We start from the raw sequence: 22,934 nt of genomic DNA on the forward strand, positions 1-22,934 counted from the left end.
ACGCCGTTTGAGGATAGCGAGGTAAAGCTATGAATGACGTTAACCTGAACAGCCCGGATCTGAAGCTGGTTCGCACCAGTGAGCAAGCGCCGGCTCGGGCAATTTCGTCATCTCAGGCCGAAGGCAGGAATGCCTCCGACCTTGCTGGTTCGTCTGCCGCAGTCAGTCAGGTTGAGAGCTCCCAGGTCACTTCGGACGTGTCCAAAGCTGAAAAGCTCCAGGCTCGGAATGAAGCCACACGGGAGCAACTGGATGATGCGGTGAGACAACTGAACGATTTTGTTCAGAATGTGCAGCGGGATTTGCAGTTTGAGGTGGATAACGACCTTGGTCAGACCATCGTAAAGGTAGTCGATCAGTCGACCAAAGAGGTTATCCGCCAGATTCCGGATGAGCTAGCGTTGAGGTTGGCAGAAAACTTGCAGCAGGATGAGCCGCTGACGTTGTTTAATATCAAAGTGTAAAAGCGGTCGCTTTTACGCCGATATAAACGATGGTATTTCAGCACCGCCGCACCCGAGAGGGGCCGGCGGTGTTCTGCGTTTTTGGGGTGAGAGGGTTCTCCCTCTCCCCCGGCCCCTCTCCCGCGAGGGGAGAGGGGAGGTGTTGTTAACTGTTACAGGGTGTTACAAATCGGCGAAAGAAAAAGGCAAAGTTTTGCCGCTTTTTGCCGATAAACTGAACAATGAAGAGATTCGCCCCCTTGAGGAGGCATGAGCATGGCAAACATATCATCGTTGGGTCTTGGTTCAGGCGTTCTGAATTCGGATCTGGTTGATCAACTGGTACAGGCAGAGCGTGCGCCTACGGAAAATAGGCTTACACAGAAGACAGAGCAAACCCAGGCTTTGCTGTCCGCCTACGGTAAGCTACGCAGCGCTGTTACCGAATTGCGTTTGCCAATGCGCCAGCTCAGCGCTCCGGATAATCTCAAGGCATTTTCTGCAAGTTCTTCTAACGAAGGTATTGGGGTTTCCGTAGACAGCACTAAGGCGAGTCGCGGCACATACAGCGTTGAGGTAACCAGTCTTGCTGGTGCGCAAGCGTTGGCTTCCAGGGATGTGTTCGCGGATCGCGATGCGACCAGTGTGGGGCAAGGCACGCTGACGCTGAATGTAGGCGATAAAACCACGAATATCACTGTTGATAACAGCAACGAAACGCTTCAGGGGCTGGCAAACGCGATCAATGATTCAGATGCGGGCGTCTCTGCCGGTGTTATCGATACGGGGAACGGGTTCCAGTTGGTTCTTTCTGCGGATGAGACCGGAACGGCCAACGCTGTAAGTATCTCAGTTTCCGGCGACACGGGTGGCACAGATACTGATAACCAGGGCCTGTCCCGTTTTGCGTTTAACACCGGAATGGATGCGGATTCCGGTCTGCAAGAAACAATTGCCGCTTCAGATGCCGTCATGAAAATCAACGGCGTTGAGGTTACTCGGTCCACCAACAGTTTTGAGAATGTAATTGATGGCTTGACCTTCGATATCACCGAGACTGGTTCCTCTATTATCAAGGTTCGGCAAGACTTGGGTGCGGTTGCTGATCGCGTACAAGGCTTCGTTGATAAATTTAATTCGCTTCAGTCCACTATTGATAGTCTCGCTGGCTTTAACGCTGAGGCAGGCGTTGGCAGTCTGCTCACGGGTGACAGTACCGTCCGTTCTATTCAGAATCAATTGCGCCAGGTGCTGACGCGGGTTGTGCCGGGCCTGGAAAATTCCAGTGTTCGTAGTCTGGCGGATGTGGGCATCACGACCAACTTTGAAACTGGTGGTCTGGAGTTTGACCGAGCCAAGTTTGAAGAGCAGCTGAAGAATAATCCGGACGATGTGACGGCACTGTTTGCAGAGCAAGGCCGGACAACCGATAGCCAGGTCGAGTTCGTCCGGAGTGGCTTGAATACTGAGCCAGGCCGCTACGATATCAACATTACCCAGGCGGCGACGCAGGGCGCACTATCTGGGGCTGCGTTTACGGCCCCACTTATCATCGGCGCCGGCAATGACGAGCTGACGTTCCAGGTTAATGGTGAAACGTCTGTGAGCGTTCAGCTCACTCAGCAAACCTACAATACAGCTCAGGAGCTGGCAGACGAGATACAGGCTCAGCTGAATGCCAATAATGCTCTGAATGCGTCTGGCTCGGGTGTCCAGGTTGGCATTGGAAGCGGCGGCGAGCTGACCTTTACCTCCTCCGATTACGGCAGTGATTCGAACGTCAGCCTGACATCAGTAGAAGATGGTTCCGCTTATGGGTTGTCTGCTGCCACCGGCACTTCAGGTATCGATGTGGCAGGCACCATTGGTGGCCGAACCGCGGAAGGCGACGGCCAGGTACTCTTTCTGGGAAGTGGCAATGGTGGTGCGTCTGGTCTGCAGGTTCGTATTCTGGGCGACCAGACTGGCAGTCGTGGCTCGATTACTTTTGTGGAAGGCGTTGCAGAGCGGACGGTTGATCTGGTTTCCAGTTTTGTGGGTGCTGATGGCGCCATCGAATCGCGGACTGAAAGCCTCAATCGCGATCTGGAACAAATTCAGGAAAATCAGGCGCGACTTGAGGAACGTATTGCTGCTTACCGTGAGCGCTTGGTTAGTCAGTTCACAGCGGCAGATTCCCTGATTTCCCAGCTCAACAGCACACAGGATTACGTAAGCCAGCAGCTCGCTGCGCTTGCACCCCAAAACAACCGGAACAACAACTGATCGGCGTAGGCCGATTAGCGAACGAAGAGGTTTAGTATGAACGGTTTACAGGCATATCAGCGCGTCAACACCCAAACCAGCATTACTGATGCGGATCCGCATAGGCTGATCCAGCTTTTGTACAATGGCGCTATTGAGCGCATCAACATGGCCAAGTCTCGTATCCAGGCAAAGGATTACGGCGGCAAGGCCCAGTTGATCAATAAGGCCATCGAGATTATTGGTGGACTGCGCTCCTTCCTGGATTTCGCGCAGGGTGGCGATCTGGCTGCGCGTCTTGAGGCGCTGTATGACTATATGGAGCGCTCTTTGCTGGAAGCCAGTGCCAAGAATGATTTGGCCAAGCTGGATGAGGTTCTTACCCTTCTGCGTTCTGTTAAAGAAGGGTGGGATGGTATTCGGGAAGAGGCTATTGGTCAGCAGGCTGCTGGCTGATCAATAACCCCCTCTCCCCAGCCCCTCTCCCGCCAGGGGAGAGGGGCTTTATAGCCATTCCTCACGCTCTCCCGTACAATACTGCCCTTATTTTCAACACATCCATTCTGTTCAGTCTGGAGCAAGGGCATGTCTGATATTAAAAAGGTGGTGCTGGCCTATTCTGGTGGCCTGGATACTTCCGTAATCGTTCGGTGGTTGCAGGATACCTATAACTGTGAGGTGGTGACGTTCACCGCCGACATCGGCCAGGGCGAGGAAGTCGAACCGGCGCGGGCGAAAGCCGAGGCGTTGGGCGTTAAGGAAATCTACATCGAGGACCTGCGCGAGGAGTTTGTGCGCGATTACGTGTTCCCGATGTTCCGCGCGAACACCATCTATGAGGGTGAGTACCTGCTGGGTACGTCCATTGCCCGTCCTCTGATTGCCAAGCGTCTGATCGATATCGCCAATGAGACCGGCGCTGATGCTATTTCCCATGGCGCTACCGGTAAGGGTAACGACCAGGTGCGTTTCGAGCTCGGTGCCTACGCGCTGAAGCCGGGTGTGAAGGTGATTGCGCCCTGGCGTGAGTGGGATCTGAATTCCCGCGAGAAGCTGCTGAAGTACTGCGAAGAGCGCAACATCCCGGTGGAAATGAAGAAGGGCAAGAGCCCGTACTCCATGGACGCCAACTTGCTGCACATTTCCTACGAAGGCATCAATCTGGAAGATCCCTGGGCGGAAGCCGAGGAAGATATGTGGCGCTGGAGTGTGTCTCCGGAAACCGCGCCGGATGAGCCGACCTACGTTGAACTGACCTATAAGAAGGGCGACATTGTTGCCATCGATGGTCAGGACATGAAGCCCCACGTGGTTCTGGAATCCCTGAACAAGCTGGCGGGTGCCAACGGTATTGGCCGTCTGGACATCGTCGAGAACCGCTATGTGGGCATGAAGTCCCGCGGCTGTTACGAGACCCCGGGCGGTACCATCATGCTGCGTGCCCACCGTGCCATTGAGTCCATCACCCTGGATCGCGAAGTGGCGCACCTGAAAGACAGCATCATGCCGCGCTACGCCGAGGTGATCTACAACGGTTACTGGTGGTCCCCGGAGCGCGAGGCTCTTCAAGCTCTGATCGATCAGACCCAGCATTATGTAAACGGCACTGTTCGCCTGAAGCTCTACAAGGGCAATGTGGATGTGGTTGGCCGTAAGTCTGAGGATTCCCTGTTCGACGAGAAGATTGCTACCTTTGAGGAAGATCAGGGTGCCTACGATCAGAAGGATGCAGAAGGCTTTATCAAGCTGAATGCGCTGCGTCTGAGGATTGCTGCTGGCAAAGGCCGCAAGCTTTAAGTCTGCTCTACGGACGCCCGGAACTCTCCGGGCGTCTTCCCCGTTACCGCCTTGAACTTCCTGTGAAACGACGTGGTTTCACTGTATCCCAGCCTCAGTGCAATATCCGGAATGGCCAGCTCGCTGTTGCGAAGATAGTCCTCGGCCATTTTTTGCCGCACTTCATCCAGCAATTTCTGGTAAGACACGCCTTCCTGGCCGAGTTTTCTCTGCAGGGTTCGGCTGGTCATACCCAGGTCTTCAGCCACCATGTCCTGCCGGGTAATGCCGTGCATCAGTTGTTGCTGGATGCTGTGGCGGACTCTTGAGGTAAGGTCGCTGTCGGTATCCAGGGAGGCCAACTGGCTCAGGGCATGGGCTTCCAGGGTTTTTCGAAGTAGGGGATCCGGTTGTCTGAGTCGAGTTTCCAGCAGACTTTTCTTGAGCGTGATGCTGTCCTCATCGGCTGAGAAGGTAACCGGGCAGTGCCAGCGTTCCTGATAGGCCTTTTCAAATTCTGAGCCCGGAGAGGCCCGGCGGAGTTTTACCGAGCTGGGTGACGCCTCCTGATTGTCCGCAAGCCAGCGGGCGTAGTTCACCCAGGAGGCAAACACGTTATCCACCAGTTGCGGCCGAACGACAGGATCGGTGTAGTTGCAGTTCCAGGTCAGTTTGATGTCGTCGCCTTTCATGGCGAGGCTGGTGGTGCCCATGTCTCCAACGAGTTTTTCGAACGGCGCAATGCGTGCCACGGCTTCGCCGAGGGTGGCGCAGCTCATGGTGATGTAGCCAAGCACACTGTAGGAGCCAGGTTGAACGAAGTCGCCAGTTTCCAGGCCCAGGATCGGGTTGCCGGTTTGTTCGCACAATAAACGGATAAAGTGCTGGAACTGCTCGCCGTTAATGCGGCCGTCGTCGGTGTCCAGGATGTTCTGGTCCAGTTCAGCCTGGTCGAAAAGGCGATTGATATCCACGCCGGCGGATTCGGCAGCACGAACGTATTGGCGCAGGGCGGCGACAGAGGCGGTTCCGAGGGTTTTCATGGTTACAGCACTGTTTTTGGAGTCGTTATAGCCGGAGTATAACGGAACTGGTGCGGAAACGTCTGGAGCGGAAAATAAAAAGGCCAGCTAAAAAGCTGGCCCAAAAAACAAGGAAAGAACGAAAGTGCCTGAAAAATTCGTTAATCCGGTGGATTCGATTCCCCATATGGCGGCGGAGGTACTACTCGGCTCCTCCACCATGGGGGATACTGCTTAAATCCACAATTGCAGAATAAGTCGTCCGGCCTTTCCTGTCTGTTTGTGAAGTGTGTATCAGTGTTACCGAGTGTGTCGCCGCTTCAGGCGGTCGCTCCGATCTCCGGCGCAGTCTCGGTAAACCGACGCGTATCGTAGGCATCCACCAGCCCCTGCACCGCTGCCCGTTCCATATCCTGGATCGAGGGTGTGCCGTTCTGGGCGTCGGCCTTGCACAGCACCATGCCGGCTTCCACAGAAATATAGCCGGCTGTGGTTTTCAGGGCCTTGTGGTTGATGCCATCGAAGACGCGCCGGAACGCTGTGGTAGTGCAGTGATCGCTGTTCGGGAAGTAGGCAATGATGGCGAACTGGTTGTCGCCAACGCGGCACAGGGCATCAATGGGGCGAATCAGGGTGCTCAGTCGGCGGGCAATGCCGATGGCCAGTTCGCTCATCACTGTGGGCGGGTGTTTGCGCTTCAGTTCCTGCCAGTTGCGAATGCCGCACAGTACATAGGCAGAACTGCCGCCTCGGGATTCAGCGTGGCGCAGCATCTTGGTCAGCCGCTCGCGACCGTATTTGGTGTTGCAGAGACCGGTTTCCAGATCAATGATGTTTGTGGATTCCAGCTCACGATTGTTCTCGATCAGCAGGGAGTTGGCCCGGAGCAGGGTGTTCTGGCGGTCGGCCATTCGGTCTGCGGCAAAGATGCGAGGGATCAGTTGCTTGGTCATGTCGGACTTGTAGATGTAGTCGTCCACGCCCCGGTCGAAGGCTTCTGAAAGAGCCTCGACGCTTTCCCGTGCCGTGAGCAGGATCACGTAAGTGTAGTGATTGTTCTGCTCGTCCTGTTGTCGCACCTGGTCCGTCAGTTCCAGGCCATCCATCTCGGGCATCAGCCAGTCGGCAATCAGCACGCTCACCGGGCGCTGTTCGATCAGCTGCAGGGCTTCCGGTGCGTTATTAACGATGCGTACGTCGCGATATCCGGCATTTCGCAGCGTGCGGCCAACCACCATACTGCTGAATTTCGCGTCGTCTACTACGAGGATGGGAAGGTCCAAATTTGGCATTGTTATCTACTTTTAGCAGTCCGTTGTCAGGTGCGGGAGTTGTCGGGGGTTGGTATCATCCCCAGCAAACTCAAGAAGTATACCTTCTTACCCTGTTGGAGAATAACGACCATGCCTTCTTTTGACATTGTTTCAGAAATCGATATGCACGAAGTCACCAATGCGGTCGACCAGGCCAAGCGCGAACTGGGCAATCGCTGGGACTTCAAGAACGTTGAAGCCGACATTGAGCTGGACGACAAGGGCATCACCATCAGTGCCGAGCAGGAGTTCCAGCTCGAGCAGTTGCTGGATATGCTGCGGATGGCGTTTGCCAAGCGCAATATCGATGCCCGCGCGCTGGCCGAGGACGGCGACAGCAAGTCCGGCAAGCTGGTCAAACAGCACCTGCTGCTGAAGCAGGGCATTGAAACTGATATGGCCAAGAAGATCGTGAAGATGATCAAGGACCAGAAGATGAAGGTCCAGGCCAGTATCCAGGGCGATAAGGTGCGGGTGACCGGCAAGAAACGGGATGATCTCCAGGAGGCCATCGCTATGCTGCGCGAAGCTGAGCTGGATATCCCGCTGCAGTTCAATAATTTCCGCGACTGATCCGGAGGCTTTACCATCTTAACCGGCACCCGCCTGACCCTGATTCGGGATACGCTTTACACCTACATCCGTTGGCAGGTGATCGCCCTGTTATTCCTGGGGTTCTCGGCGGGTTTGCCGTTTCTGCTGGTGTTTTCCACCCTTAACGCCCGGCTGGCGGATGTGGGAGTGGAAACCGCCACCATCGGGTTCTTTAGCTGGCTCGGTATTACCTATTCAATCAAGGTGTTCTGGGCACCGGTGGTGGACCGCCTGAAACTGCCGTTGCTCGACCGGCTTTTGGGCAAGCGGCGGAGCTGGATTATCTTTGCGCAGGCGGGTATCGCCACGGGGCTGTACCTGATGGCTCACGTGGATGCTACGGCAGCGCCTGAAATGATGGCTCTTTGCGGCCTGCTGGTGGCCTTTTCCTCCGCCACTCAGGATGTGGCCATTGATGCCTACCGCATCGAGATTGCCGAGGAGCGGCTGCAGGCGGCGCTGGCCGCAACGTATATCTTCGGTTACCGTCTGGCGCTTCTGGTGGCCGGCGCCGGGGCTCTTTACCTGGCGGAATTCTGGTCCTGGCAGGTGTCCTATGAGGTGATGGCGGCCCTCGTAGGCGTTGGCGCACTCACCGTTCTCATCGTTCGCGAGCCCAGCGTGAACCACTTTGCTGCCGCCCAGGACATTGCTCACAAGATTGAGCAGGAGGCCGCCAGGCGCACCCATCTGAATCCGCGCCTGGCGAGACTGGTTGGCTGGTTCTACGCTGCTGTCGCAGGCCCGTTCCTGGATTTTTTCAGGCGGTACAAGGAGCTGGCGCTGGTCATCCTGCTCATGGTTGCCGTGTACCGTATCTCGGACATTGCCATGGGCGTCATGGCCAATCCCTTTTACCTGGACTTCATGGGGTTCAGCAAAACCCAGGTGGCTGATGTGACCAAGATTTTCGGCTTCTTCATGACCATTGCCGGCTCGCTGGTTGGTGGGGTTATGGTGGTTCGTTACGGGGTTCGTCGAATTCTTCTGCTGGGGGCGATCATGACGGCCGCCACCAATCTTCTGTTCGTCGTTCTGGCCCAGTACCCGCCCAACATCGTTACCCTGGCCGCGGTGGTGAGCGCCGATAACCTCAGTGGCGGTATTGCCAACGTGGCCCTGATTGCCTGGCTCTCCAGTATGACCAGTGCCTCGTTCACGGCAACGCAGTACGCCCTGTTCAGTTCCTTGATGACCCTGCCCGGAAAGTTTCTGGGGGGCTTCTCCGGCATCGTTGTGGCGGGCTTCGGATATGCGGAGTTCTTCCTGGTGGCCGGCATAATGGGCGTCCCTGCTATTTTGTTGGCCATGTTCATGATCCGAAATGGCCATCGATTGGATGCGCTAGCGCCGCGGAATGAATCAAAGCCTGATGCAGAACCGGTGAGCCCTTGATGCCCGAACCAACCAAAGATCAGAAGATCTGGCAAGTTGTACTGGCTGTCCCGGAGGGGAGGGTGGTCAGTTACGGTCAGGTTGCGGAGATGGCGGGATTGGGCCGGCAGGCGAGATATATCGGAAAGGCGTTGGGCAAGCTGCCAGAAGGGCATGCGGTGCCCTGGTATCGGGTGATTCGCAGTAACGGCCAGATTGCATTTCCCGCGGGGTCCGAGAAATATCGGGAGCAGGTAAGCCGGCTTGAAGCCGAGGGTGTCGAAGTCACCGACGGGCGGGTTTCGATGTCGCGATATTGTTGGCAATGAGCGTCTGGAGGTGAGCCAACAGCTCCGCTTTTTCTCCGGCAGGTTCCCGTGAAAGCCGGTCCGCAATATAGAGCTGAACCGTTGCAATTGCCCTCAGGCACTCCTCGTACAACTCTCTGGCTTTGATCGCACTCAGGTCACAGACCTGAACTCCAAACCGCTCCATATGTTTTCTCGGCCACCATTTCTTGCTGCCCATGAGGGTGAGAGCGGAGATATCCTGCCTGATATAGGCGGTTGTGCACACGACATCGTAGGCGGGCGCCAGTCTGATGGAATCAATGCTCTCGTAGACCAGGCCAAAGTTCTTCAGGTGGGCGTCGCCATTTTGCAGGATATTGTTCAGGACCATCATCTTGAAAAACTGTTCAAGGGAGGCCTTCTTGTTCTCTGCGCTAACAAACGTTTTGATGGTTTTGGCAATTTGCTCGTAGCTGCCGGTGTACTTTTCTTCCCGCTGTTTTGCCTGAAGCACACACATGTCTTCAAAGCCAAGCGCCTCGCCGCTGTCTTTCAAATCGAACCGCTTCATGATGAACAGGGATTCGTCATCCGATAGATAGAATTCGGGAACGGGAATTCCGGCGTACTGGCAGGCGAGCATGCAGCAGTATTCGTTGAGAGCCAGTTCGGGATAATCAGGGCCCCAGGCTTTGACGATGTAGTCTTCGAGCCGGAGTGTCGCCTTGTTTTCGAGTGTTGCCAGGACTTTGGGCTGTACACCACTCAGTGCAGAGCGAAGCGCAAATCGTGACACCAGCTCCTCGAACAGGGTGGGGTTGTCAGAGTGCAAGAGTTTTTCGAGGCTCAATGAAGTCTCGCCAGAGTGGTCATCAGGGTTGAACTCGACCCGGCCACGTATATTCGGTGCCAGGAGTCGAAGAAGCCCAAAGTCGTCGGTATCCGTAAGTTTGGCAAACTGCTTTTTGATTACCGAAAGCAGGTAGCCCTCCGGCAGATGCATCTCGAAAACCGGGTGCAGTTGGGGATGGCTATAATCTTTTTTTCGGACCGGCATGGTCAGCGAGACGAAGGCGTCGGGATTGGCTTTCTCGGAATAGCTGAAGACAAACTCGCCTGACTCGCGGAACAGTTTCCCCGCAGGCCTGTGATTTACATGAACGTCCAACTCATCGCTCATCACGCAGCTCCTCCAGGGTCGGGAATGGAGACTTGTCCCGGACAGCCAGCTCCTTACCCAGGTAGTCGAGTATTTTCATAACCTTGCGGATGCCGATGTCGCCAGATCGCCCGTTTTCCAGCGCATTTATGGTGGCGCGAGAGATGCCGAGGTGGTCTGCCATTTTTTGCTGGGAGACGCCTTGTTGTTGGCGGAATGCAGAGATTTCGTGTCCGAGGGTCTGAAAATCCATTGCCGGCCTGTTCTGACTAAAATAATTTACATTATTGTCTCTATCTTTCGATATGTAAAGTATTTTAGCTGTATGCTGGCTCGTCCCTGAGCTGGCCTCACTTCTCTGATGGATCTGAGGGATTACAGCCTAAGAGCCCCATCCACCTCAAGCATACGCCCGGACACATAGTCATTCTCAAAGATAAACGCCGCCGCCGAGGCGATTTCTTCTGGCTTGCCCATGCGCTTGAGCGGAATGCCGGCCGTCATTTTTTCCAGGGCTTCCGGTTTCATGGAGGCGGTCATTTCGGTCTCGATGAAGCCCGGGGCGATACCGGCGCAGCGGATGCCGTAGCGGGCGAGTTCCTTGGCCCATACGGGAACCAGGGCGGAGACGCCGGCTTTGGCGGCGGAGTAGTTGCTCTGGCCCATGTTGCCGGCGCGGGAGATGGAGGCGATGTTGATGATCGCGCCCTGGTCGCCGTTCTTGATCATCTGGGTGGCGGCTTCGCGGCCGCAGAGAAACACACCGGTGAGGTTGACGTCGATCACCGCCTGCCACTGGGACAGCTCCATGCGGCGCTCAACTTCGCCATCCTTCACTTTGACCATCAGGCCGTCTCGCAGGATGCCGGCGTTGTTGATCAGGCCATTGAGGTGGCCGAAATCTTTTACGATGGCTTCAAAGGTTTTTTCAACGTCTTCTTCTTTGGCGACGTTGCAGACGTAGCTTCTGGCCTCAGCGCCCGCGGCCACGCAGGCGGTGACGGCTTCGTCCAGCTTCTCCGGCATCAGGTCGATCAGCGCAATTTTTGCACCTTTGGCCGCAAGGTATTCGCCCATGGCGCGGCCAAGGCCCTGGCCGCCGCCAGTGATTGCAATCACGGAATCTTGAAGTTTCATGTTTTGCCCTAACTACTGTTATCAAGTGGCTTTACAGTTGCTGTGCGTCTTTTCACCGGTATGGCTGGTGCGTAGAGCCATGAATGTGGCTTCTTGTTAGATACGGAAGGACTGCGAGTATACCAGACCTTCTGAAATTCCTGCTCAGACCCTGAGGTCCCGATGTCCGTGTTTCTTTTTCTATTCATAATCATGCCGATTGCCGAGATGGCGGTGTTGATCCAGGTGGGTGGCATGATTGGTGTGCTCAATACCGTCGGGTTGGTGTTGTTGACCGCCGTGATCGGCGCCTGGCTCCTTCGCCAGCAGGGGTTGGCAACGCTTTTGAAGGCCAATCAGCGACTGAACAGTGGCGAATTGCCGGCCAAGGAGGTTGCCGAGGGGCTGATCCTTGCGATTGGTGGTGCGCTATTACTAACACCTGGCTTCATTACCGACACGGTCGGGTTTTTGTGCCTGATCCCCGGAACGCGCCACTGGCTTGCAGCACAGGCGCTCAAGCGCATGGTCGTTGCTGGTCAAAGCCGTGGCAGCAGTTTCTATTTTCGCGCGGGTGGCGGTTCCAATCCGTTCGGGCAGGATCCGTTTGGCGGCCAGGAGAACCCGTTCGGCCGGCAGCGGCCTTTTGATCGGGACAGCAATGGCGACATCATCGAAGGCGAGTACCAGGATGAGACGGAATCCGATCGGGACCGGATCGAAAAAAAGTGAAAAAATTTTCTCTCCGGGGTGTTGAAAACACCTACCAGCTACCCCAAATAGGAACCACAAGTTCGCTGCGGGCTGATTTCCTCTGAAAACAGTTGGTTATCAAGCCGGGCAATTTGTCGGGTTACGCTTCGCTAATCCGACCTACATCAACAATGTCATTGCCACATTAATCTGACTATTGGAGAAACCGAGCAATGAAAATTCGTCCGCTACACGACCGTGTTGTCGTGCGCCGTAAGGAAGAAGAAGAGAAAACTGCGGGTGGCATCGTGCTGCCGGGTAACGCCAAAGAGAAGCCTTCCCAGGGCGAGGTGATTGCCGTTGGTAACGGTCGCATCCTGGAAAACGGCGAAACCCGCTCACTGGCGGTCAAGGTGGGTGACACCGTGGTCTTCGGCCAGTACGCCGGGAACACCGTCAAGATCGATGGCGAAGAGCTCCTCATCATGAGCGAGAGCGACATCTACGGCGTGCTTGAGTGATCGCTGAGGCGAATCGCACGAACTCTCATTAATCCGATTGATTCAACAACTTCGGTTTAACGAACAGGAATAGAAGACATGGCAGCAAAAGACGTTAGATTCGGTGATAGCGCACGTAAGCGCATGGTCGCGGGCGTCAATGTACTGGCAGACGCGGTTAAAGTGACCCTCGGCCCGAAAGGCCGTAACGTGGTTCTGGAAAAGTCCTTCGGCGCGCCGACCATCACCAAAGATGGTGTTTCCGTAGCCAAGGAAATCGAACTGTCTGACAAGTTCGAGAACATGGGCGCCCAGATGGTGAAGGAAGTAGCTTCCCAGGCCAACGACACTGCCGGTGACGGTACCACTACCGCAACCGTTCTTGCCCAGTCCATCGTTAACGAGGGCGTGAAGGCAGTTACTGCCGGCATGAACCCGATGGATCTGAAGCGTGGTATCGACAAGGCCACTACCGAAGCCGTGAAGGCGATCCGTGACATGGCCAAGCCCTGTGACGACAGCAAGATGATTGCTCAGGTAGGCACTATCTCTGCCAACGGCGACGATACCATCGGTAAAATCATCGCCGATGCAATGGAAAAAGTTGGCAAGGAAGGCGTTATTACCGTTGAGGAAGGCCGAGGCTTGGAAGACGAGCTGGACGTGGTTGAAGGTATGCAATTCGACCGTGGCTTCTTGTCTCCGTACTTCATCAACAACCAGGACAACATGTCTGCCGAGCTGGAAGACCCGTACATCCTGCTGGTCGACAAGAAGATCTCCAACATCCGCGAGCTGCTGCCGGTGCTAGAAGCTGTAGCCAAGGCTGGTAAGCCGCTGCAGATCATCGCTGAAGACATTGAGGGTGAAGCGCTTGCTACTCTGGTAGTGAACAATATGCGTGGCATCGTGAAAGTCAACGCCGTGAAGGCGCCTGGCTTTGGTGACCGTCGCAAGGAAATGCTGCAGGACATCGCGATCCTTTCCGGTGGTACCGTAATATCTGAAGAAGTCGGCCTGACTCTTGAGAACACCACCCTGGATGACCTGGGCACAGCCAAGCGTGTGAACGTCACCAAGGAAAACACCACCATTATCGGCGGTGCTGGTGCGCAGGCGGACATCGAAGCTCGCGTTGAGCAGATCCGCAAGCAGATCGAAGACAGCTCTTCCGACTACGACAAGGAAAAGCTGCAGGAGCGTGTTGCCAAGCTGGCTGGCGGTGTTGCCGTTATCAAGGTTGGTGCCGGTTCCGAAGTGGAAATGAAAGAGAAGAAGGCCCGCGTTGAAGACGCGCTGCACTCTACCCGCGCCGCGGTTGAAGAGGGCATCGTACCGGGCGGTGGTGTAACCCTGATCCGTGCCATTGCGGCCCTGGACAAGGTAGACGCCATCAACGAAGAACAGAAAGCCGGTGTTAACATTCTGCGCCGTGCCATGGAAGCTCCTCTGCGCCAGATCGTTTACAACGCAGGCGGTGAGTCTTCTGTTGTGGTTGCCAAGGTTCGCGAAGGCGAAGGTTCCTTCGGCTACAACGCCGCGACCGAAGCCTACGGCGATATGTTGGAAATGGGTATCCTGGATCCTGCCAAGGTCACCCGTTCCGCTCTGCAGGCGGCCGCTTCTGTGGCTTCCCTGATCATCACCACTGAGGCGATGGTTGCGGATGAGCCGCAGGACGAGTCTGCCGGCGGCGGTATGCCGGACATGGGTGGAATGGGCGGCATGGGAGGCATGGGCGGCATGATGTAATGCCGGCCTGATCTCGGCCCCTGAAAAACCCCGCGTTGGTTCACGCCAACGCGGGGTTTTTGTTTTTTTGTCATGAACTTGCCCCATGGCTTTGCTAGACTCGGCTTCCGGTCCATTATCTGTGCAACGCCGAATGAGTGACGCTGAACCCAAATCCTTTCTCCGCCCCGGCAAGGTATTCTTGCTCCTGCTGCTGGGCGCTCTGGTCTATCTGCTGTCACTGGTCTTTCTGGTCCCTGCGGGATGGGTCTGGCAGCAAGCCTCTGCCCATGTATCTCTGCCTCCCCAGGTAAAGGTTCAGCAGGTTGCCGGCAAACTCTGGGATGGCGAAGCCGGGGTTGTGGTGGCCGGTTTCCCGGTGCGTGTTGACTGGCGCCTTTATATGCCGTCGGTCACCAGCCTGGAATGGCCAGCCCGAATTTCCCTGGAATCGTCGCAATCCTCGCTCAACGGCGATGTTACGGTGGGCTGGCCGGCCAGTGCCCAGCTTGATGCCAGCGGACGGATCACGGTGGCCGAGTTTGAGGAGCTGATCCGCCAGAGCGGCGGCGCCATGATTGAAGGCGAAGTCATGATTGACCGTCTGAATATGGCCTGGGCCGATAACCGGATTACGCGGGCGGAAGGCCTGGGGCGCTGGGATGGCGGCCTGGTGACCTGGCCAATGGGTGGCCAGCGTGGGCAGGCCGAGTTTCCGCCCATGCAGGCGACGATGGATACCTCCCAGGGTGGTGTGGCGCTGACCGTCTCCGAGCAGGGCGCCCAGGGGCCAGCAGCAGATGCCACCGTGTTCTGGAACGGAATGATGGAACTGCGTGTCTACAAGCGTATGGTGGATCTCGCCGGCCAGCCCTGGCCGGATTCTGCCAGCCCGGGTGATGTCGTATTCCGGGTACGCCAGCCTCTCGTACCGGGGGCAAGATAATATGGCGCTGTTGAGTATTCCGGCCCAGAGCCGGATTTCCCGGATCCTCGCCAACCTGTTGCTGTTGGTGCTGGTGGTGTATTTGGCCAACACTCTCGCCCGGATGACCTGGTTATACGCCTGGGACGACCGGCCGGTGCCAGACGCGCCGGTCGCAGCCGGTGCAGGCAGTCTGTCAGGCGGTAGCCGTTTGACGACGTCCATAGCCGTTTACGATTTCTTCGGGCGGTCTGAGCGACCGGTCGAGGTGGCCGATGCGGTTCGCCGCTCGGCTCCGGAAACCCGGCTTCGGCTCCGGCTGGAAGGGGTACTTGTCGCACAGCGCCCGGAGGACTCCGGTGCTATAGTTGCTGGGAGCAATGGAGAAACCGCATATTACCGGGTAGGGGAGATGCTACCCGGCAATGCCGAGCTGGCCGAAGTGGAACCCGGGCGTGTTCTGATTCGTCGGGGTGGGCGATACGAATCCCTGACTTTCGAGGAGCAGTCGTCTGAACTGGTTGCAGAAGTGACCGAGGAGCCTGCAGAATCATCACCGGATGAGTTCCTGGCCAGCGCCCGTGAACAGATTGACAGCCAGGGCATTGCCGCACTGGCGCCTTTCGGGTTGAGCCCGGTGGACAATAGCGGCATGTCCGGTTACGTGTATGACGGCTCTAACGCCATGCTTAACGCCGTCAACCTGCAGGCCGGGGACGTGATAACGGCTATCAACGGTCAGCGGCTGGGCGATATCAGCCAGGATAAGGCCCTGCTTGAGAACTGGCGCGGCCAGGCCCAGCTGGAGATAGAAATCGAGCGTGACGGATCCATCCTCACCATCAGTTATGCCATACCCGAGCAGTGGCGCTGACCGGGTTCATCGAAACAGGACGAAATCGCCAGATGTATAACCACAAGATCAATGTTTTGCGGGCCATTGTCCTGCTTTTTCTCCTTCCCTTTATGTCCATGGCTTATGGGCAGGAAGCCGAGACATGGCGGCTGAACCTGAAAGACGCCGATATCCGTGCGTTCGTGACCCAGGTCGCGGACATTACCGGGTACAGTTTTGTGGTGGATCCCAGGGTGAAGGGCAAGGTAACGGTGCTCTCCAGCGCGCCCATGAACAAGGACGAAATTTACGATCTGTTCCTGGCGGTCTTGAATGTTCACGGTTTTACCGCCATCCCGGGCGCAGAAGTGATCAAGGTGGTGCAGCAGGTTGATGCCAAACAGTCGGCAGAGATTCTGGAGCGCTTTCCCGAAACCCCCTCCGAGCAGCTGATCACGCGGGTTATCCAGATTGACAACGCCAACGCCCTGGAGCTGGTGCCGATTCTGCGCCCCCTGGTGGCGAAATACGGCCATCTGGCCGGGGTGGCCGCCGCCAACGCCCTGATCATCAGTGATCATTCTTCCAATATCCAGCGCATCGAGCAGATTGTCCGGGAGCTGGATAGCCCGTCCAAATACGAAGTGGAAGTCATCCAGCTTCAGGAAGCCTGGGTGGGTGATATGGTGACCCTGCTGCAGGAACTGGCCCCGGATGAACTCGGCCGGGCCGGTGGCGACAATGCCGCCAGAAAATACAGCGTGACCGCAGATGAGCGCAGCAACCGCCTTATCCTGCGGGGCGATGAGACCTTCCGCGAAAAGATGCGCGGCCTGATTCGACAGCTGGACCAGCCCTCTGCCACCGGCGGCACCACCAAGGTCCTGAGGCTGAAACACGCCGACGCCAAAAACCTGACTGAGATCCTTAAGGGTGTGATGGGCGAGCTGGTGAAAGAAGGTACTGGTTCGGGAAGCGGCGGCGCCGCCAAACCGCAAAGCAGCTTTGCTGTTTTTGCGGATGAGGGGCTGAACGCGCTGGTGGTAAGGGGTGAGCCATCCCTGATGCAGGAAGCCGAACAGATTGTTGCGGCGCTGGACGTGCGCCGTGCCCAGGTGATGATTGAGGCGGCAATTGTCGAGATCAGCGACGAACTGGGCCAGGATCTGGGTGTCCAGGTCGCGGTCGGTGACGAGTCCGGCGAATCCACGCCGGTTGCCGGCACCAATTTCGGTAACGTGGGTCGCAGCCTGGGTGAGGTGCTCAGCGCGATTCTGACCGGATCCGCCATCACGCCGGCTACCGGTGGTATCACCATCGGCGCCGGCCAACGGAACGAAAATGGTGTGAGCTGGGGGGTTCTCCTTCAGGCACTGTCCACGTCTGCCGCTGCAAACCTGTTGTCCACGCCAAGCATCATTACCCTGGATAACCAGGAGTCCGAGATTATCGTGGGCCAGAATGTCCCGTTCCGCACTGGCCAGTCGACGGTTGTCGGTGACGGCACCACCAATCCATTCACCACCATCGAGCGTCGCGATATCGGTCTGACCCTCAAGGTTACCCCGACCATCAGTGCCGACGGCCTGGTGCGTCTGGTGGTGGAGCAGACCACAGAGAACGTGGCAGACAGCATCGAGGACGCCTCGGATATCGTCACCAACAAGCGGGAAATCAAGACCACAGTGCTTGCAGATGACGGTGAGACCATCGTGCTGGGCGGTTTGACCCGGGATGATTACCAGGTCAACAGGAGCAAGGTGCCCCTGCTGGGTGACATCCCGTTCGTTGGTCGCCTGTTCTCCTCCGAATCGGAGCGCCGGGTGAAGCGCAACCTGCTGGTGTTCCTGCGCCCCAAAATCATGCTGGGCAAGGAAGAGGCCGTTGCGGCTACTTCCGACAAGTTCAATCAGCTTTGGGACGTCAATCTGAACATCCGGGAGAAGCTGGGTATCCCCACCGAAGAGCAGCGTCCGACAGTGGACGCGCTGTTTGAAGACGGCAGCACCCGGGTAAAGTAAGCGCTCAGACAGCCAGTGGCGGCATCGGGCAATCCATCTGGTCCGCCACCAGCCGCATCAGTTCGTACTCCCGGGTTTCCACTTTCCCGTCGCGGGTAATGCAGTGCCCACAGGCATCGATGATTGCCGGTTTCAGCAGCGGTGAAAGACCGTTCAACGCGGTCAACGCTTCCCGTAGCTGGCGCATGGTGACTTTTTCCAGAACTGGCTCCACTCCATCCTTCGCATTCATGAAGCCGGCCATGGCCTCCCGATAGAGCTTCTCGGCGTCAGATTGGGACTCAGACCCAGCCCTTGCCATCAAGCTCAGGAGCCTCTGGAGGGCCGGCATGACCGGTTTGTAGCTCTTATAGCGCACCGGTACCACTCTGGCTGCTTCGTCGCCCAGGTGGCGTGACAGGAAGCTTGTCAGAGCGAGTTCAAACAGGGTAACCCGGTTATCCGCCGCCACAAGTTTCTGGACATTGGTAATGAGCAACTCCCGCTCTTCCGGGTCCAGCTTGCGAAGGGCAGGCATGGCCAGCTCCAGGGCAGGGAAACGGACGCCATCGCCGATGGTTTTCAGTGCCGGCAGCAGTTTCTCGAGTAGATCCGGCTGGCTGCCCAATACCGGGTGTGCCGGCAGCAGGTTCAGCCGTTCCGTTTGCTGTGGACGCGGCAGTTCGCTGATCAGCATGGCATAGCAGAGCTGCGTGGCCCCGGCCCGGGTGTACAGCAGGTTTCGGAAGGTGGCTGGCAGGCGTTCCAGAAAACGCAGGGCGAAATCTTCGCTTTGCCGGTTGATAGTGCCGACCTGATCTGAAAATTTCCGGGCCGGTTTTATGGTTTTTTCCGGGCTGGATGCAAGCGGTGAGGTTCTGCCACTCCTGCCGGTAACCGGCCCGAGTATGTCAGTTGCCGCGCCACTGAACCCGGACGCGCCCGCTTCTGGTGCTCCAGAGCCTCCCCGGTAGAGATCGGCGCCTGGTTCGGTATCCCTGAGCCGGCTTCGCAATCTGGCCAGCATGCCGGGCTGAATGGCATTGATTCGCTCATCTATGGGCGGGTGGGATGCCAGCAAAGAGGTGAACTTCATCCGCGCACTTTCGCCAAAACACATGTGATTCATGTCGCTGGCGTGGCTGGTTGTGTCCAGGTAACCGCCCTTCATTCCGATCTTGAACAGCGCTCCGGCAATGCCTTCGGGATTGCGGGTAAATTGCACGGAGGATGCGTCTGCCAGCATTTCGCGTTGCCTGGAGACCGCTGCCTGTATCAGCCGGCCAAAGAAAACGCCCACATAGCCAATCACAAAGAGGGCCAGACCAATGATGCCCATGGCCGCCTGGGCCCGACCGTCCCGTGATCGACCCACCCGGTGGCCGCGGTAGAAGGATGCGCGCAGTAGAAAGCCGCCAATCTGTCCGATCATCAGGATGCCGGCAAGCAGGGCAATGAGCCGAACGTTCAGCCGCATGTCGCCGTTGAAAATATGGCTGAATTCATGGGCGACCACGCCTTGCAGTTCGTCCCGGGATAACTGGGTGATGGCGCCGTGGGTGACGACCATGACGGCCTCACCGGGAGTGTAGCCGGCCACAAAAGCGTTGATGCCGGTTTCCTGATCCATCACATAGAGTTCCGGCACCGAGACACCACTGGCAATAGCCATTTCCTCAACGATGTTGCGCAGTTTGCGCTCGTCACTGTCGCGGGTATCGGGGTCAATGGGCCTGGCGCCAACCATTTTGGCGACCCGGTTGCCACCACCGGCCAGATCAACCCAGCGGAGAAGGGAGCCCAGAACAATCAGGGAGACAACCGTAACGGCGGTCAACAGGCCATGATTGGAGAGCAGCCAGTGGTGGAACGCAAGACCGGAGGATTCACTACGGGTTACAAAATAACCCACAAGGCAGACGGCAAGCGTGATAAACGCGACCGCCGTCAGGAAAAGAAAAACCAGCAGACTGGTGTTGCGCCGGGCATGGGCCTGGCGCTGAAAGAAACCGGGGTGAGCCATGCCTCAGGGCCTCAGAAGGCCACTTTCGGTGCCTGGCGGGCTTCCGGTGATTCCAGTTCCAGTTGCGACGTTTCCTTGAAGGCGAACATGCCGGCAACAAAGTTGTTGGGGAACTGCTCACGGAAAATGTTGTAGCTCATCACGCCATCGTTATAGGCCTGGCGCGCAAAGGCGACGCGGTTCTCGGTACTGGAGAGTTCTTCCATCAGTTGCTGGATGGTTTCGTTGGCCTTCAGTTCCGGGTAGTTTTCCGCCACCGCGTAGAAATTGGCAAGCGCCTTGGTGAGCAGGTTTTCGGCGCTGCCCAGGCGTTGGATCTTGGTTCCATCGCCGGGATCCTTGGCGGCGTCTTTTTGGGCGCTGACCGCATTGTTGCGGGCTTCCATCACCTGGGTGAGGGTGCTTTTTTCGTGGGTCAGATAGGCTTTTGCCGCTTCCACAAGATTCGGAATAAGGTCGTGCCGACGCTGCAGTTGAACATCAATCTGGGCAAACCCGTTTTTGAACTGGTTGCGCAGGGAAACCAGGCGGTTGTAGATAAAGACCAGATAGAAAACAATGACGGCGATAACGATCAGGCCGATAACAGTGGTTCCCATGGCAACTCCTAGAGGTAGTGGTTCAGAGGTTATTTTCCACGATCTGCTCGTGAAAACCTTTAACGAAGGTCTCAAATTCACGCGGCGGCAACGGTTTGCTGAAGAAATAGCCCTGGGCGAGCTTGCAGCCACGCTGGCTCAGGTAATATTCCTGCTCTGCCGTTTCCACCCCTTCAGCAACCACTGACAGGTTCAGACTCTTGCCAAGGTCGATGATGGTATTGGCGATTCGGGTATCTTCCTCATTGACCAGCAGATCGCGGATAAACTGTTTGTCGATCTTCAGATGCTGTACCGGCATCTGTTTGAGGTAGGTCAGTGACGAGTAGCCGGTTCCAAAGTCGTCCACCGCGATGCTTATTCCCGCTTTGTTGAGTCTGTGGAGTTTGGCTACGGCGTCTGACAGGTTGGTCATGAAGCTGGTTTCTGTTACCTCCAGCTCCAGCCGCCCGGCCGGTATCTTGTGTCGTCGCAGGGTATCGAGAATATCATCGACAATGCTTTCCTGGCGCAGCTGAACGGCCGAGAGATTAACAGCAATACGAAGCGGCGAGCCGTCCGAGGCCCAGCGAGCTGCCTGCCAACAAGCCTGGTCCAGAACCCACTGGCCAATTTCCACGATAGAGCCGTTTGCTTCGGCCACCGGGATAAAGAAGTCGGGGGGAACCGTGCCACGAGTCGGGTGCTCCCAACGTAACAATGCCTCTGCCCCGATTACCCGTTTGCTCTCCAGATTAATCTGGGGCTGGTAAACCAGATGAAATTGGTGATTACCAAGAGCCTGGGACAAATCCTTTTCCAGTTGCTTCCGGTCCCGGATTTCCTGGTCAATGCTGGCGACATAGAACTGGAAGTGGTTGTGACCGTTCTGCTTGGCCAGGGTCATGGTCTGTTCGGCACTCTGAAGCAGTCGGTCTGCCTTGCTGGTGTCGGAGGGGTAAAGAGCAACCCCCAGGGTGGCGCTGATTGAGATGTTCTGGTCTTCGACCAGCATGGGCTCATTGACACAGGCCAGGATTCGCTCAGCTGTGTCTGCTGCTTGAAACCCGTCCCGAAGTCCTTTCTGGACAACCACGAACTGGTCGCTGCCGAGGCGTGCAATGGTGAAGCGGGCATTGTCCAGTTTGTTGGTCAGGCGGTCGGCAACGGTCTGTAGAATAAGGTCCCCGGACCGGAAACCGCACTGCTCGTTCACCGATTTGAAATCGTCGATGCCGCAGACAATCAGCGACAGTTGGGCGTTGCGCCTGGCGGCATCCTCAATATCCCGCACCAGCAACTCCATGAAGGTATCCCGGCTGGGCAGGCCAGTGAGCTGGTCGTAACGTGAGAGACGGCTCACCCGGTCCTCCGCCTCGCGATGACGTTTCTGGCTGTCACCAATGGCCACCAGGAGGTTATTGGTTGCGTTGACCCAGAGGCCAAGTTCGTCGCTCTGGTGGCCGGATGGCGTGGTGACCAGGCGGTCATCCGGGTGCGCAGGATCCACCTGCCTCACGGAATTGACAATTCGGAGGAGGGGGCGCGTCAGGAGCAGGTGGAATACATAGAACAACACCATGCCGAGAATGAGAGCTGTGGCCATGCCGGAAGCGAAAGTGACAGCCGCCCTGTCCAACCAGGTGCGGGCCGCTGCTGCAGTGTCGTAGTGAACGTCAAGAAAGCCGTAGACGTCTTCCGGATTACCCTCGCGGAAAAGCGGTTCCCGATAGAGCCGGTCGGCGTCAAAAATCGGATCGGTGACCGGGCGGAAAGCGGTTTCCTGGAGTGGACGGCTGCGATCTCCCAGTGGGTCGCCGTCAGGGTGGACGATGCGGGCCATGTGGACCGCTTCCTTGGCGAAGAGGCCGTCCACGACTTGTTGCGCGAGTTCGGCGTCGATGCTGAACACCGCCTGGGTGGCTGCGTCTTTCACCATCGCGATGGTTTGCTTGGCATCGCTATCCAGCCCTCTGGACACGCGTTGGGCGTCCAGGATGACCTGTATGGCACTGACAACGACGCCACTGGCAAGGGCCACCGCAAGAATCCACCGTAAGATTCGATAGCCCAGGCGATGTTCAACCTCGAAGGAGTTTTGCATTCAAGCCTGTCTTGTTCCGGTTTTTGCAGAGCCGCTGATCTGCAAGGTTCAGGGCAAAGGTGTCGCACTTTGGGTGATGTGCGTGGGGGCTCACCCTGATGGTTGTTTCCAAGTATGGTTCAGGTTCGCGATATCTTCATGGAGTATCGGCGATTTTTCCAAAGATTTCAGAGTGTGCTTGTATCAAATTGTAATTGCTTGGGTATCGCAGACA

At 56.9% G+C, this 22,934-nt stretch carries 21 protein-coding genes; 13 read left to right on the plus strand and 8 right to left on the minus strand.

Going from position 1 to position 22,934, the window contains the following annotated elements; all coding sequences use genetic code 11:
• Positions 1 to 29: 29 nt before the first annotated feature.
• The 4 genes from KYE_RS05700 (at position 30) to KYE_RS05715 (ending at position 4,484) form a co-directional block, all read left to right on the plus strand.
• Positions 30 to 464 carry a flagellar protein FlaG gene (locus KYE_RS05700; protein ID WP_008171337.1) on the plus strand — a complete coding sequence of 145 codons (435 nt, stop codon included), beginning with the start codon at positions 30 to 32 and terminating at the stop codon, positions 462 to 464.
• Between the two features lie 255 nt (positions 465 to 719).
• Positions 720 to 2,708 carry a flagellar filament capping protein FliD gene (gene fliD / locus KYE_RS05705; RefSeq protein ID WP_008171338.1) on the plus strand — a complete coding sequence of 663 codons (1,989 nt, stop codon included), beginning with the start codon at positions 720 to 722 and terminating at the stop codon, positions 2,706 to 2,708.
• A gap of 36 nt (positions 2,709 to 2,744) precedes the next feature.
• Positions 2,745 to 3,143 (plus strand): flagellar export chaperone FliS, encoded by a 399-nt coding sequence (gene fliS / locus KYE_RS05710; protein WP_008171340.1) that lies wholly within the window; start codon positions 2,745 to 2,747, stop codon positions 3,141 to 3,143.
• A 129-nt stretch (positions 3,144 to 3,272) separates the two neighbouring features.
• Positions 3,273 to 4,484, plus strand: coding sequence for an argininosuccinate synthase (locus tag KYE_RS05715; protein ID WP_008171342.1), 1,212 nt, complete (start codon positions 3,273 to 3,275; stop codon positions 4,482 to 4,484).
• Here KYE_RS05715 and KYE_RS05720 read toward each other — a convergent pair.
• Both KYE_RS05720 and KYE_RS05725 read right to left on the minus strand, forming a co-directional pair.
• Positions 4,481 to 5,506 (minus strand): AraC family transcriptional regulator, encoded by a 1,026-nt coding sequence (locus KYE_RS05720; RefSeq protein WP_008171344.1) that lies wholly within the window; start codon positions 5,504 to 5,506, stop codon positions 4,481 to 4,483. The genes KYE_RS05715 and KYE_RS05720 overlap by 4 nt on opposite strands.
• Positions 5,507 to 5,805: 299 nt before the next feature.
• Entirely contained in the window at positions 5,806 to 6,777 is a 972-nt protein-coding gene (locus KYE_RS05725; protein ID WP_008171347.1) for a response regulator, read from the minus strand.
• Between the two features lie 111 nt (positions 6,778 to 6,888).
• Here KYE_RS05725 and KYE_RS05730 point away from each other — a divergent pair, with 111 nt between their 5' ends.
• From KYE_RS05730 to KYE_RS05740, 3 genes are all read left to right on the plus strand, one after another.
• Complete coding sequence (locus KYE_RS05730; RefSeq protein ID WP_008171349.1) at positions 6,889 to 7,371, plus strand: YajQ family cyclic di-GMP-binding protein; 483 nt, start codon at positions 6,889 to 6,891, stop codon at positions 7,369 to 7,371.
• A 78-nt stretch (positions 7,372 to 7,449) separates the two neighbouring features.
• Positions 7,450 to 8,787, plus strand: coding sequence for an AmpG family muropeptide MFS transporter (locus tag KYE_RS05735; protein WP_008171351.1), 1,338 nt, complete (start codon positions 7,450 to 7,452; stop codon positions 8,785 to 8,787).
• A complete protein-coding gene (locus tag KYE_RS05740) occupies positions 8,787 to 9,095 on the plus strand; it encodes an MGMT family protein (RefSeq protein WP_008171353.1) in 309 nt (102 codons plus the stop codon). The genes KYE_RS05735 and KYE_RS05740 overlap by 1 nt, the downstream gene beginning before the upstream one ends.
• On the opposite strand, the gene KYE_RS05745 is transcribed toward KYE_RS05740, so the two are convergent.
• The 3 genes from KYE_RS05745 to KYE_RS05755 all read right to left on the minus strand — a co-directional run bounded on the left by KYE_RS05745 (position 9,052) and on the right by KYE_RS05755 (position 11,352).
• Positions 9,052 to 10,236, minus strand: a complete 1,185-nt coding sequence (locus KYE_RS05745) for a type II toxin-antitoxin system HipA family toxin (RefSeq protein WP_008171355.1) — start codon at positions 10,234 to 10,236, stop codon at positions 9,052 to 9,054. The two genes, KYE_RS05740 and KYE_RS05745, sit on opposite strands and share 44 nt — an antisense overlap.
• Entirely contained in the window at positions 10,226 to 10,468 is a 243-nt protein-coding gene (locus KYE_RS05750) for a helix-turn-helix transcriptional regulator (RefSeq protein ID WP_008171357.1), read from the minus strand. The genes KYE_RS05745 and KYE_RS05750 overlap by 11 nt, the downstream gene beginning before the upstream one ends.
• 122 nt (positions 10,469 to 10,590) lie before the next feature.
• A complete protein-coding gene (locus tag KYE_RS05755; protein ID WP_008171359.1) occupies positions 10,591 to 11,352 on the minus strand; it encodes an SDR family oxidoreductase in 762 nt (253 codons plus the stop codon).
• A gap of 162 nt (positions 11,353 to 11,514) precedes the next feature.
• On the opposite strand from KYE_RS05755, the gene KYE_RS05760 reads away from it, so the two are divergent.
• The 6 genes from KYE_RS05760 (at position 11,515) to gspD (ending at position 18,036) form a co-directional block, all read left to right on the plus strand.
• Positions 11,515 to 12,063: an FxsA family protein gene (locus KYE_RS05760; protein WP_008171362.1), complete on the plus strand. Its 549-nt coding sequence runs from the start codon at positions 11,515 to 11,517 to the stop codon at positions 12,061 to 12,063.
• 194 nt (positions 12,064 to 12,257) lie between these two features.
• Complete coding sequence (groES, locus tag KYE_RS05765; protein ID WP_008171363.1) at positions 12,258 to 12,545, plus strand: co-chaperone GroES; 288 nt, start codon at positions 12,258 to 12,260, stop codon at positions 12,543 to 12,545.
• A 78-nt stretch (positions 12,546 to 12,623) separates the two neighbouring features.
• A complete protein-coding gene (gene groL, locus KYE_RS05770; protein ID WP_008171364.1) occupies positions 12,624 to 14,276 on the plus strand; it encodes a chaperonin GroEL in 1,653 nt (550 codons plus the stop codon).
• A gap of 133 nt (positions 14,277 to 14,409) precedes the next feature.
• Positions 14,410 to 15,201, plus strand: a complete 792-nt coding sequence (gene gspN / locus KYE_RS05775) for a type II secretion system protein N (protein WP_008171366.1) — start codon at positions 14,410 to 14,412, stop codon at positions 15,199 to 15,201.
• A 1-nt stretch (position 15,202) separates the two neighbouring features.
• On the plus strand, positions 15,203 to 16,054 hold the full coding sequence (locus tag KYE_RS05780; protein WP_008171367.1) for a type II secretion system protein N: 852 nt from the start codon (positions 15,203 to 15,205) through the stop codon (positions 16,052 to 16,054).
• Positions 16,055 to 16,086: 32 nt separating this feature from the next.
• Positions 16,087 to 18,036, plus strand: coding sequence for a type II secretion system secretin GspD (gene gspD, locus KYE_RS05785; protein ID WP_008171369.1), 1,950 nt, complete (start codon positions 16,087 to 16,089; stop codon positions 18,034 to 18,036).
• 4 nt (positions 18,037 to 18,040) lie between these two features.
• On the opposite strand, the gene KYE_RS05790 is transcribed toward gspD, so the two are convergent.
• From KYE_RS05790 to KYE_RS05800, 3 genes are read right to left on the minus strand one after another with little or no spacing between them, the layout of a single operon-like run.
• A complete protein-coding gene (locus KYE_RS05790; protein WP_008171371.1) occupies positions 18,041 to 20,038 on the minus strand; it encodes a M48 family metallopeptidase in 1,998 nt (665 codons plus the stop codon).
• Positions 20,039 to 20,049: 11 nt separating this feature from the next.
• Positions 20,050 to 20,637 (minus strand): LemA family protein, encoded by a 588-nt coding sequence (locus KYE_RS05795; protein WP_008171373.1) that lies wholly within the window; start codon positions 20,635 to 20,637, stop codon positions 20,050 to 20,052.
• Between the two features lie 22 nt (positions 20,638 to 20,659).
• A complete protein-coding gene (locus KYE_RS05800; protein ID WP_008171375.1) occupies positions 20,660 to 22,720 on the minus strand; it encodes a putative bifunctional diguanylate cyclase/phosphodiesterase in 2,061 nt (686 codons plus the stop codon).
• Between the last annotated feature and the right edge of the window lie 214 nt (positions 22,721 to 22,934).

Origin of the sequence: Marinobacter manganoxydans MnI7-9 (assembly GCF_000235625.1) — a bacterium.
In the GTDB taxonomy this organism is placed as follows: Bacteria; Pseudomonadota; Gammaproteobacteria; order Pseudomonadales; family Oleiphilaceae; genus Marinobacter; species Marinobacter manganoxydans.

Bases quoted from the DNA above. Each gene is read 5' to 3' on its own strand.
- KYE_RS05700 (WP_008171337.1), top strand. From the start codon at position 30: ATGAATGACGTTAACCTGAACAGCCCGGATCTGAAGCTGGTTCGCACC.
- fliD (WP_008171338.1), top strand. From the start codon at position 720: ATGGCAAACATATCATCGTTGGGTCTTGGTTCAGGCGTTCTGAATTCG.
- fliS (WP_008171340.1), top strand. From the start codon at position 2,745: ATGAACGGTTTACAGGCATATCAGCGCGTCAACACCCAAACCAGCATT.
- KYE_RS05715 (WP_008171342.1), top strand. From the start codon at position 3,273: ATGTCTGATATTAAAAAGGTGGTGCTGGCCTATTCTGGTGGCCTGGAT.
- KYE_RS05720 (WP_008171344.1), bottom strand. From the start codon at position 5,506: ATGAAAACCCTCGGAACCGCCTCTGTCGCCGCCCTGCGCCAATACGTT.
- KYE_RS05725 (WP_008171347.1), bottom strand. From the start codon at position 6,777: ATGCCAAATTTGGACCTTCCCATCCTCGTAGTAGACGACGCGAAATTC.
- KYE_RS05730 (WP_008171349.1), top strand. From the start codon at position 6,889: ATGCCTTCTTTTGACATTGTTTCAGAAATCGATATGCACGAAGTCACC.
- KYE_RS05740 (WP_008171353.1), top strand. From the start codon at position 8,787: ATGCCCGAACCAACCAAAGATCAGAAGATCTGGCAAGTTGTACTGGCT.
- KYE_RS05745 (WP_008171355.1), bottom strand. From the start codon at position 10,236: ATGAGCGATGAGTTGGACGTTCATGTAAATCACAGGCCTGCGGGGAAA.
- KYE_RS05750 (WP_008171357.1), bottom strand. From the start codon at position 10,468: ATGGATTTTCAGACCCTCGGACACGAAATCTCTGCATTCCGCCAACAA.
- KYE_RS05755 (WP_008171359.1), bottom strand. From the start codon at position 11,352: ATGAAACTTCAAGATTCCGTGATTGCAATCACTGGCGGCGGCCAGGGC.
- KYE_RS05760 (WP_008171362.1), top strand. From the start codon at position 11,515: ATGTCCGTGTTTCTTTTTCTATTCATAATCATGCCGATTGCCGAGATG.
- groES (WP_008171363.1), top strand. From the start codon at position 12,258: ATGAAAATTCGTCCGCTACACGACCGTGTTGTCGTGCGCCGTAAGGAA.
- groL (WP_008171364.1), top strand. From the start codon at position 12,624: ATGGCAGCAAAAGACGTTAGATTCGGTGATAGCGCACGTAAGCGCATG.
- gspN (WP_008171366.1), top strand. From the start codon at position 14,410: ATGAGTGACGCTGAACCCAAATCCTTTCTCCGCCCCGGCAAGGTATTC.
- KYE_RS05780 (WP_008171367.1), top strand. From the start codon at position 15,203: ATGGCGCTGTTGAGTATTCCGGCCCAGAGCCGGATTTCCCGGATCCTC.
- gspD (WP_008171369.1), top strand. From the start codon at position 16,087: ATGTATAACCACAAGATCAATGTTTTGCGGGCCATTGTCCTGCTTTTT.
- KYE_RS05790 (WP_008171371.1), bottom strand. From the start codon at position 20,038: ATGGCTCACCCCGGTTTCTTTCAGCGCCAGGCCCATGCCCGGCGCAAC.
- KYE_RS05795 (WP_008171373.1), bottom strand. From the start codon at position 20,637: ATGGGAACCACTGTTATCGGCCTGATCGTTATCGCCGTCATTGTTTTC.
- KYE_RS05800 (WP_008171375.1), bottom strand. From the start codon at position 22,720: ATGCAAAACTCCTTCGAGGTTGAACATCGCCTGGGCTATCGAATCTTA.